Origin of the sequence: Parafannyhessea sp., assembly GCF_051876455.1 — a bacterium.
Lineage (GTDB): Bacteria > Actinomycetota > Coriobacteriia > Coriobacteriales > Atopobiaceae > Parafannyhessea.
In genome coordinates, this window is sequence record NZ_JBJEHW010000206.1 from 23515 (window position 1) to 33610 (window position 10096).

Here is a 10096-nt window from a genome sequence, read left to right on the forward strand (position 1 = left end):
GAGGCGCAAAACCACACTCAACCCCCTGCGTTGTCCACTTGAAGGGGGCTGAGATTGGTTCGCCATCCGGCTGGGGCCTTCGGACAGCGCCTAAAGTACACTCAAGCCCACCCAACGTGCACGACCGCCGAAAAAAACTTGGCACAACCGCCCGGCAGCCCTGCCACAGGCGTCGCTACCCGCGGGCGGGACGGATGCTCGCCTGCTCGGGCGAGATGTTGAGCTCGCGGCCGGAGGCGCAGCGCACCGCGGCGCGGCCCCACACGTCCATCCCGGCCAGCACGCCGCGCGTCGCGACGCGCCCGTTGGGATAGACGACCTCCACCTCGCGGTTTGCGCAGTCCAGGAGGTCGAAGTACTCCTCCAGCAGCGGAGCCAGGGGACCGGCCACCACGTGCGCCGCACGCAGCGACGTCTCCCACGCGCCGGCGGCGTCCTCGAGCGCGGCCGCAAGCATGGCCTCGTCCGCCAGCTCGGGAAGCCCGGCGGCACCCTCAAGCGCCGCGACCTCGCAGGCCGCGTACATGCCCTCGTCGTAGCCGGCGCGGACGTCCACCCTCAGCGCGGGCTCGCCGCCCACGCTCACGGAGGCCGGCCAGCTCACGCGCACGTCGTCCACGCCCCTCTGACCCAGCGACTTTGCCAGGCCCAGGGCAAGCACCTGCGGAAGGCAGGTGTACATCTGCATGGGGACGTCCGGGCGCACGGTCGCGCGCGCCAGGGGCTCGCCCGCGTCCTTCGCTACTGCCAATCCAGCTCGCCTGCCTCGGCCACCACGTGGCCCACGCGGTCTTCCGGCGCGTACACGGGCACGCCGGCGTGCATGAGGTAGCGCACCGGGTCGTGCATGAGGTCCTCCATGGGCACGAGCACGTAGTCGCGCTCGCCCAGGTGCGGGTGCGGCAGCGTGAGCTTGGGGCCCGCGTGCTGCTCGTCCTCGATGAAGCAGAGGTCGCAGTCGATGGTGCGGGGGCCGTGGCCCGCCAGGCGCGGGTCGCGCACGCGCTTGAGCTGGCGCTCGATGTCAAGCAGCTCGTCGATAAGGACGATGGGCGCGAGCTCGGTCCTAATCTCCACCACGGCGTTCACCACGTTGGTCTCGATGCCGTAGGCGGGCTCGGTCTCGTAGGCGTGGCTCGCCTGGACCACGCAGGTCATGGGAATCTGGTTCATGAGGCGGACGGCCTGCGAGAGGTTGGCCAGGCGGTCGCCCACGTTGGAGCCGATGGAGACGAAGCCCTGGCGCGGGTCGTTCTTGGTGACGGACCAGTACGTGTTGAGCGCCTGCGTCACGCCGGCAACGTCGTGCACGCGCAGCACGCGCGCGCCGCTCTCCACCGCCGCGAGCGCGATGCCCGCCGTGGCGAAGTCGCGGTCCTTGGGCTCCTCCACGCCGGACACGGCGCCCACGAAGCGCTTGCGCGAGACGGCGTTCAGCACCGGGTAGCCCATGCTCACGAGCTTGCGGGTCTCGCGCTGGATCACGACGTCCTGGTCGTAGGTCTTGTCGAAGCCGGGGCCGGGGTCGATGCAGATGCGGTCGTGGTCCACGCCGGCGCGCATGAGCAGGCGCGCCTGGTCGCCCAGGAAGCCCATGATCTCGCGCATGATGGGCGCGGTCTCGGGCAGGGTGAAGCGCCTCGTGCTCGTGGGGATGGGGCGCCTGTTGCGCAGGGGCCGCTCCGTGTCGAGCTGCACCATGCGCCTGCTGCTCGTGCCGGCCAGCTTGTTCCAGTGCATCACGATGCAGCCGCAGTCGCTCTCCGCGGCGACCTGCACCATGGCCGGGTCCGTGAAGCCCGTGACGTCGTTCAGGATGGAGACGCCCAGGCGCATGCACACCTTGGCGACGGCGGCGTGGCGCGTGTCGACCGATATGATGGCCGTGGGCGCCTTGGCCAGGATGCCGCGGATCACCGGCACGATGCGGTGGGCCTCCTCCTCCGGGGAGACGGGCTTGTGGCCGGGGCGGGTGGACTCGCCGCCCACGTCAATAATGTCCGCACCCTCGTCCATCATCTGCAGTGCGCGCTCGACGGCCTTGGCGGGGTCGATGTTGTCCCCACCGTCGCTGAAGGAGTCCGGGGTGACGTTCAGGATGCCCATGACGCGCGGGCGAGCCAGCGAGATCTCGTGCCGGCCGCAACGCCAGATGGAGTAGTCCTCACGAAGCATGGGAGCGCACCTTCCAGATGGGTCAAGGGGCAGCCGCGCCACGGCGGGTGCCCCGGAGTGTTCTAAAAGATTGTAGCCGCTTGCAACCTACCAGTCGAACGCCTTTGCGATGTCACAGGCACAAACCACGTCCGCCGCGGAGTCCTGCCCCGTGGGCTGCAGGTTCACGATCACGAGGTGGTCGCCCGAGAAGTACTGGATGAGCCCGGCCGCGGGGTACACCACAAGCGACGTGCCGCCAATGACCAGGAGGTCGGCCCGGCTGATGGCCTCGATCGCGTTGGTTATGTTCTTCTCGTCCAACGGCTCCTCGTACAGGACCACGTCGGGCTTCACGACGCCGCCGCACTTGGGACAGTGCGGCACGCCCGTGGTCTGGAGCATCCACTCCTCCGAGTACTCCGCGCCGCACCTGACGCAGTAGTTGCGGTGCGTGGAGCCGTGGAGCTCGATCACGTTCTTGGAGCCGGCCGCCTGGTGCAGACCGTCGATGTTCTGGGTCACCACGGCGTCGAGCTTGCCCTCGCGCTCGAGCTCGGCGAGCTTGAGGTGCGCCTGGTTGGGCTTGGCCTCCGGCGCGCACATCATCTTGCGGTAGAAGTCGTAGAAGGCCTCGGGGTCCTCGCGCCACAGGTGGTGGCTCAGCAGCTCCTCCGGGGAGTACTTGGACGAGAAGTGCTGGTTGTACAGGCCGTTCTCGCTTCGGAAGTCCGGGATTCCGCTTGCCGTCGAGACGCCCGCCCCTCCAAAGAACACCGCGTGTTTGGACGCGTCGAAGAGCCCCCTGAGCTCCTGGGCTGCCTCCGACGGATTCGTGATCGTCTTGCTCATGCCAGCCTCCTCCAAGGTCACCTTTACGGTAGCACTTTGGTGTCGGGGCACGGGGCGCGTGGTCTAGCCGGCCGACAAATGGGTAAGGTTGTTAGCACATGCAAACTATGTAAGGCGGGACACATGGCACCACTCACCAACAACGTGCTCGACTGCGCGCTCTGCTTCGAGGGCGGCGGATACCGCGCCGCCTACACGGGCGGCATCGCGAACGCCCTCCTGGAGGAGGGCATCCACTTCGACTTTGTGTGCGGCATCTCCGCTGGCGCCAGCCACGCCGTGGACTACGTGAGCCGCGACCAGGACCGCGTGCGCCGCGCCTTCCTGGGCCTCAAGAACGGCAAGCGTCCCGCCGCCGGGCTGAGCCCGCTGCTGCACGGCAAGCGCTACTTTGACGCGGACTACCTGTACGAGGGCTGCGTGGAGGACGGAACCCTCCCCTTTGACTGGGACACGTTCCAGGCGAACCCCGCCCGCGTCTCCGTGGAGGCCTTCGAGCTCGAGACCGGCCGCACGCGCATCTTCACGCGCGAGGACATGCCCACGCCGCACGAGCTCATGATGCGCGTGCGCGCGAGCTCCACGCTGCCGCTGCTCATGAAGCCGGAGCCCATCAACGGCGTCACGTACCTGGACGGCGGCATCGCGGAGGGCGCGGGGCTGCCCGTGGGCATGGCGGAGCGCGCTGGCTACAAGAAGTTCTTCCTGGTGGCAACGCGCCCGGCAGGCTACCGCAAGGAGCCGCCCACGGAGCGCGAGCGCAAGGTGATCGCGACGCTGGCGCGCAGCCACCCGTACCTCAAGCACGAGCTGCTCAACCGCTGGGAGCGCTACAACGCGGAGCTCGACCGCATCGCCCAGATGGAGCGCGAGGGCCGCTGCATGGTCGTGCGCCCCGACATGATGCCCGTGACCAGCACGACCACGGACCGCACGGCACTCAAGACGGCGTACGCGCTGGGCCACGCCCAGGCGCTGCGCGACATGCCCTCCTACAAGGAGTTCCTGTTTGGAGACCCCGACTGGAAGGCCGACGCGGAGGCCTAGCCGCCCGCGTCACGCCCGCCGCAAGCCGGACGCAGACAAGAGCAAGAGAGCAACTACCCAAGGGAGAAGAACGCATGCCCAACGCAGAGACCGCCGGCGAGGGCCGCGAGCTTTCGCTCGTGTCGTGGAACGTGAACGGCCTGCGCGCCGTCATGAAGAAGGAGCCGAGCTTCCAGGACGTGTTTGCGCAGCTGGATGCTGACGTGTTTGCCCTGCAGGAGACCAAGCTGCAGGAGGGCCAGGTCGAGCTCGACCTCCCCGGCTACACGCAGACGTGGAGCTACGCCGAGCGAAAGGGCTACTCCGGCACCGCGGTCTTCTCGCGCGAGGCGCCCCTGAGCGTCATCCGCAAGATCGGCAGCCCCGTGGCCGACGACGAGGGCCGCGTGTGCGCGCTCGAGTTCCCCTCGTTCTGGTTCGTGGACGTGTACACGCCCAACTCCAAGCAGGGGCTGGCGCGCCTGGACGAGCGCATGCAGTGGGACGAGCGCTTCCGCGACTTCCTGCGCGAGCTCGACCAGCAGAAGCCGGTCGTGACCTGCGGCGACTTCAACGTGGCGCACGAGGAGATCGACCTCAAGAACCCGGACACCAACCACCAGAACGCGGGCTTCTCGGACGAGGAGCGCGAGAGCTTTGGCAGGCTGCTCGACGCCGGCTTCACGGACACGTTCCGCGCGCAGAACCCCACGCTCGAGGGCGCGTACAGCTGGTGGAGCTACCGCATGCGCGCCCGCGCCCGGAACGCCGGCTGGCGCATCGACTACTTCCTGGTGAGTGACCGCGCCTACGACCACGTGCGCGACACCAGGATCATGAGCGACGTGATGGGCTCGGACCACTGCCCCGTGGGCCTCACGATCGAGCTATAGCCCCTGCGGCCTGCCGACGGCGCGCTCGAGCACGCCCAGGAACGTCTGGGCGTCGCGCGTGGCCACGAGCTTCTGCGGAAAGTGGATGCCCTCGAGCATCGCGCGGACGTGGTCGACCCTGCCCACGGACTGCGAGATGTGGGCGTCCGTCCCCGTGGATATCATGACGCCCATCTCGGCACAGCGCTCCGCGATCTTCTGGCACTGGCCCACGGCCTCGCGGTGCCGCGCGAGCGTGGCCTCGTTTATCTCGATCAGCTTGCCCTTCTCCTTTGCGACGGTGAGCACCTCGTCCACGTCGAACGGCACGCCGGAGCGGCCCGTGTGCCCCAGGATCAGCACCTTGGGATCCTCGAGCGCGTGCACGTAGCAGGCAGTCGTCTGCGCGAGGCTCGCGCCCTCGGCAAACGAGTCGTCGTGGATGCTCGCGATGGCATAGTCGATCTTGCCAAAGACCCGCTCCTTGAGCGTGGTGGGCGCAGTCAGCGGATGGCCGTTTATCTCGTCCGTTATCGGGCTGTCCCAGCCAAACAGGCGACCGTCCAGGTCCACGATGTCAGCCTCGACGCCGCGCAGCAGCCGCACGCCGCACCACACGCGCGGCCAGGCGGACAGGTTGTACAGGTACTGGAAGTCGCGCACGTCAAAGGCGCCGTTGCGCTCGGGGTATAGCATGCAGCTGAAGTGGTCCGTCGAGCCCAGCAGCTCCACGCGCAGCTCCGCCGCGGCACGGACGTTCTCCTCGATCGTGGAGTAGGCGTGGCGCGAGAAGATCGTGTGCGTGTGCACGTCACAGGCCATGTGCAGCATCTTGTTCCCCCTTGCTACGAGTTTCCGGTCGCATCTTGCGCCAATCCTAGCACCGTCCCAGTTGGTGCGCCCATTGGGTGACCGTGGGAAGTCCGGGAGCTGGGCCCCGCTTCCCAGGGAGCCGTCAGATTGCCCACACGGGAACTGCCTGGACCTTTTCGCCCAGCATGTAGGGCGTCTCCGTCTGACAGATCACGTTGCCGAAGCCAACCTCGTAACCTGAAAGCTCGTCGAGTGCCGAAAAGTTCTTGATTGCATCCCTGCGCACGTTGGCGCCCGCCTTGATCTCGATGGGATGCAGGGTGTTGCCATCCTTTATGACCAGGTCGATCTCCCTCTTGCGAGCATCGCGATAGAAGAACACATCGCGCGTGTCCCTCCCCGCATTAGCGTAGCTCTTGAGCACCTCGGACACGACGAAGGTCTCGAACATGCGGCCCGACATGGCACCGCGCCGCAGCTGCTCGGCGGTGTTCCACCCCGTAAGGTAACAGGCAAGACCGGTGTCCATGAAGTAAAGCTTCGGGGTCTTGGTGAGTCTCTTGTTGGCGTTTGCCCAGAAAGGCTGCAAGATAACAACTATTCCACTCGCCTCAAGGACGGATAGCCAGCCCCTCACGGTCTTGGCATCCGCGTCAACCGCATCGGCTATGTCGCTCACGTTGAGCAGTTGCCCCGTACGCGCGGCGGCGGCCACCATGAAGTTGAAGAACTTTCGCTGGTCCCTGACGTTGACGAGCTGTCGAACGTCTCGCTCTAGATACGTGGACGCATAGCTGCTGTAGAAGGCGTACCAGTCGATATCCGCATCCTGGAGCCTCGGCATGGACCCACGCTGTATATGACCCCACAGGTCGAAGTCCTCGGGCGCCGCGCGCACCTCTCGCCTGGCGAGCTGCCTCGGGATATAAGGCTCTGACTTCAAGTTGCCCGCAATCTCCCGCAACGAAAGCCCATCAAGCCTCAATATGCCTACACGACCCGCCAGCGACTCACTCACACCCTGCATGAGGTTGTAGGTCTGCGACCCCGTGAGAACCACTCCCCCATATTCATCTCCTGCGTCGACGATGAACTTCACCTGACGAAAGAGATTTGGGGCAAGCTGCACCTCATCAATTATCACGGGGAGCGAGGATTCGGTCAGGAAGGTACCGGGGTCTTCTATCGCGTTGTTCAGCTCGTTCACATCATCAAGCGTCACGTAGTCGTACGTATCTCCCAAGACGTGCTTGAGGAGAGTCGTCTTGCCCGTCTGCCTGGCGCCCGTCACGAGAACGCATTTGAACTGCTTGAGGTACGAGCGCAACATCTGCTCGATTTCGCGTTCAATATACATTCGATACCTCCCGTCACCTACCTATATAGTACCGATTACCAGCTGTTTTGTAAAATCTGGAGTTGAACTCCAGATTTTACACGGTAACGTTGGCTCGTAAGGCCGCCTGCTCAAGCCCACCCAAGGCGGACGACCCGGGATGGCTCCAGCCACCGTCGGCAGATAACGCAGAGGAAGGGGCTACGAAGTATCCGTGGCACACGACGATTACCCGTCAAAGCGGATCCGCGGGGAGTTGATTGTGGCAGTTCTGAAAAAGCACGTCGGTTTTGTACACGCAGCGGCAATCAACTCCGCCGGCAGAGGTTCCCGACTAGGATTCGGCCCCGCCCTGGCGCCTGGCGGCGCGGGCACGGGCCTCTGCCAGGGCCGCCTCGGCCTCGGCGGCCTGCGCGCGGGCCTCCGCCGCCTTGGCCCGCGCCTCGAGCGCGGCGAGCTCGGGATCGTCGGACGCAGCGTTGGACGCATCGGCGACCGGCGCCGCGTGCTGCGCCTCAGGCGCGGGCGCTGCCGCGGGGCGCGCGTCCTTCTCGCCCGTGCGCGTGAGCTCGCGTGCGGCGCGGCGCGTGGGGGCCGTCAGGTCGCGCACGAGGCTGAGGCCGGGCTTGACCATCTTGGGCTGGAAGTTGGGGCAGGCGGGGTCGCCCTCGCGCACGCGCCTGCCGTGGGCGCTGGACTCGAGGCACTCCATGTGCGTGGTGAGGAAGCCCGTGCGCTCGGTCATGAAGCGGCAGTCCGCACACGTGCGCTTGCGCGGGCGCCTTGCGCGCTGGTCCCTCTTGCCCTTGCCCAGACCCATGTTCCCGTCCTTCCGCAACGGCCGCGGGCATCCCTGCCGCGCGGCCGTCACCGTTCGTCGCTGCCTGTCGTCGTTACTTGTACTGGTTGCGCAGCCTCTCCCATGCCGGCATGGAGTTCTGGATGGTGTCGAGGCTCACGCAGTAGCCCAGGCGCACCCAGCCCGTGCAGCCAAAGCTGTTGGAGGGCACGGGCAGGATCTCGAGCGCCTTGGCCTTGTTGAAGAACGCCTCCGCGTCGGGCTCGAGCGACTTGACCCACAGGTAGAACGCGCCGTCGGGCTCGATGTACTCGAAGCCGAGGCGGCTCAGCCCCTCCGTGAGCGCCTTGCGGTTGGTCGCGTAGGCCTCGACGTTGGTGGGCTCGTCCACGCAGTCGATCAGCACGCGCTGGAAGAGCGCCGGCGCGCACACGAAGCCGAGCTTGCGGCCCGCGCCCGCCACGGCGTACACGAGCTCGTCGTGCCGGGGGTTGGTGTTGGGCACCAGCACCCAGCCGATGCGCTCGCCGGGAAGGCTGAGCGACTTGGAGTACGAGTAGCACACGATCGTGCGGTCGTACAGGCTGGGCACCCAGGGCACGTCCGCGCCATAGGTGATCTCACGGTACGGCTCGTCCGAGATGAGGAAGATGTCGTGCCCAAGCTCCTCGCCGCGGGCCGTAAGGACCTGGGCCAGCGCCTCGAGCGTCTGCCTGGTGTAGACGGCGCCCACGGGGTTGTTGGGCGAGTCGATCATGACGGCCTTGGTCTTGGGCGTGATGGCCTTGGCCACGGCCTCCGTGTCGATCTGGAACGTCTTGGCGTCAGCCATGACCTCCACGCAGGTGGCGCCTGCCGTCTCGATCCAGACGCGGTACTCCGGGAAGTACGGCGCGATCACGATGACCTCGTCGCCGGGGTTCACGATCGCGTTGAGCGTGATGGAGATGGCCGCCGCCGCGCCGCAGGTGAGGTAGAGGTCGCCAGCGCCGTAGCTGGTGCCAAAGCGGCGGTTGAGCGAGTTGGCCACGGCCTCGCGCGCGGCGGGCAGGCCCGAGGCGGGCGTGTAGCCGTGCAGCTGCGCGGGAGGCAGCTCCGCGTTCTTGAGGATGGACTTGCGCACGGCGTCCGGCGCGGGCACGGACGGGTTGCCGAGCGAGAAGTCGAACACGTTCTCGGCACCGATCTGGGCCTTGCGCGCGGAGCCGTAGGCCGCGATCTCTCGGATGGATGACTTCGCCGCGCCAAAGGCGTAGCTCTTCTCGTTGATGTCCATTACTGCTCCTCGCTCGTCTCGCCCTTCTCGGCCGCCTCCACGGCGGCCTCGTCCTGAGCCGCGGGCGTCGCGACGTCCTCGGCCTCCTCGGGGTGCTTTGCCACGTACTCGTCCCACTTGTTGTCCAGGAGCGCGTTCACGGCGTCGCCCTCGACCGTCTCGCGGGCCAGCAGCACGCGCGCCATGGTGCGCATCTGGCCGTCGCGGGCGGAGAGCACGTCGTGGGCGCGCTGGTGCGCCTCGCGCATGATGCGCTCGACCTCGTCGTCGATGCGCTTGGAGGTCTCGGCGGACAGGTCGTGGTGGTTGGTGTAGTCGCGGCCGAGGAAGACCTCGTGCTGCGGCTCGCTGAAGACCTGCGCGCCCAGCTCGTCGCTCATGCCGTAGACGGTCACCATGGAGCGCGCGATCTTGGTGGCGCGCTCGAGGTCGTTGCTCGCGCCCGTGGTGATGTCGTCGCAGAAGAGCTCCTCGGCCGTGCGGCCGCCCAGGAGCACCGCGATCTGGTCGAGCATGCCGTCGCGCGTCTCGAGGAAGTGGTCCTCCTCAGGCAGCTGCATGGTGTAGCCCAGCGCGCGCCCGCGGCTGATGATGCTGATCTTGTGCACGGGGTCGCTGTTCTCGAGGATGTGGCCCACCAGCGCGTGTCCGCTCTCGTGGAACGCGATCGTGTTGCGCTCCTTCTCGCTCATCACGCGGCCCTTCTTCTCGGGCCCGGCGATGACGCGCTCCATGGACTCCTCCACCTCGGCCATGCCGATGAGGTCCTTGTGTCGGCGCGCGGCCAGGAGCGCGGACTCGTTCATGAGGTTGGCGAGGTCCGCGCCCGTGAAGCCCGGCGTGAGCTTGGCGATGCGGGACAGGTCCACCTCCGTGGCGAGCGGCTTGTTCTTGGAGTGCACGGTCAGGATCTTCTGGCGGCCCTTAACGTCGGGGCGGTCCACGGTGATCTGACGGTCAAAGCGGCC

The 10096-nt window shown here is 66.9% G+C and carries 9 protein-coding genes and 1 pseudogene; 2 read left to right on the forward strand and 8 right to left on the reverse strand.

Features of this window, described 5'->3' with window-relative positions; all coding sequences use genetic code 11:
- Window positions 1-175: 175 nt before the first annotated feature.
- The 3 genes from ACI38Z_RS08870 to ACI38Z_RS08880 all read right to left on the reverse strand — a co-directional run bounded on the left by ACI38Z_RS08870 (window position 176) and on the right by ACI38Z_RS08880 (window position 3006).
- Entirely contained in the window at window positions 176-751 is a 576-nt protein-coding gene (locus tag ACI38Z_RS08870) for a hypothetical protein (protein ID WP_439789840.1), read from the reverse strand.
- On the reverse strand, window positions 742-2175 hold the full coding sequence (folP, locus tag ACI38Z_RS08875; RefSeq protein ID WP_439789841.1) for a dihydropteroate synthase: 1434 nt from the start codon (window positions 2173-2175) through the stop codon (window positions 742-744). Before folP ends, ACI38Z_RS08870 begins: the two co-directional genes overlap by 10 nt.
- An 87-nt stretch (window positions 2176-2262) precedes the next feature.
- Window positions 2263-3006 carry an NAD-dependent protein deacylase gene (locus ACI38Z_RS08880; protein ID WP_439789842.1) on the reverse strand — a complete coding sequence of 248 codons (744 nt, stop codon included), beginning with the start codon at window positions 3004-3006 and terminating at the stop codon, window positions 2263-2265.
- Between the two features lie 123 nt (window positions 3007-3129).
- Between ACI38Z_RS08880 and ACI38Z_RS08885 the strand changes: the two genes are divergently transcribed.
- Together ACI38Z_RS08885 and ACI38Z_RS08890 are read left to right on the forward strand one after the other, a co-directional pair.
- On the forward strand, window positions 3130-4053 hold the full coding sequence (locus ACI38Z_RS08885) for a patatin-like phospholipase family protein (RefSeq protein WP_439789843.1): 924 nt from the start codon (window positions 3130-3132) through the stop codon (window positions 4051-4053).
- Between the two features lie 74 nt (window positions 4054-4127).
- On the forward strand, window positions 4128-4925 hold the full coding sequence (locus tag ACI38Z_RS08890; protein ID WP_439789844.1) for an exodeoxyribonuclease III: 798 nt from the start codon (window positions 4128-4130) through the stop codon (window positions 4923-4925).
- Here the strand turns inward: ACI38Z_RS08890 and ACI38Z_RS08895 are convergent.
- From ACI38Z_RS08895 to ACI38Z_RS08915, 5 genes and pseudogenes are all read right to left on the reverse strand, one after another.
- On the reverse strand, window positions 4920-5726 hold the full coding sequence (locus tag ACI38Z_RS08895; RefSeq protein ID WP_439789845.1) for a phosphatase: 807 nt from the start codon (window positions 5724-5726) through the stop codon (window positions 4920-4922). The two genes, ACI38Z_RS08890 and ACI38Z_RS08895, sit on opposite strands and share 6 nt — an antisense overlap.
- 133 nt (window positions 5727-5859) lie before the next feature.
- Window positions 5860-7074: an ATP-binding protein gene (locus ACI38Z_RS08900; RefSeq protein ID WP_439789846.1), complete on the reverse strand. Its 1215-nt coding sequence runs from the start codon at window positions 7072-7074 to the stop codon at window positions 5860-5862.
- A 313-nt stretch (window positions 7075-7387) separates the two neighbouring features.
- Window positions 7388-7873 (reverse strand): hypothetical protein, encoded by a 486-nt coding sequence (locus ACI38Z_RS08905; protein ID WP_439789847.1) that lies wholly within the window; start codon window positions 7871-7873, stop codon window positions 7388-7390.
- 73 nt (window positions 7874-7946) lie between these two features.
- Window positions 7947-9128, reverse strand: a complete 1182-nt coding sequence (locus tag ACI38Z_RS08910; protein ID WP_439789848.1) for a pyridoxal phosphate-dependent aminotransferase — start codon at window positions 9126-9128, stop codon at window positions 7947-7949.
- Window positions 9128-10096, reverse strand: a pseudogene (locus ACI38Z_RS08915) (ATP-dependent zinc metalloprotease FtsH); the annotation flags it as partial. The gene ACI38Z_RS08910 and the pseudogene ACI38Z_RS08915, both read right to left, overlap by 1 nt.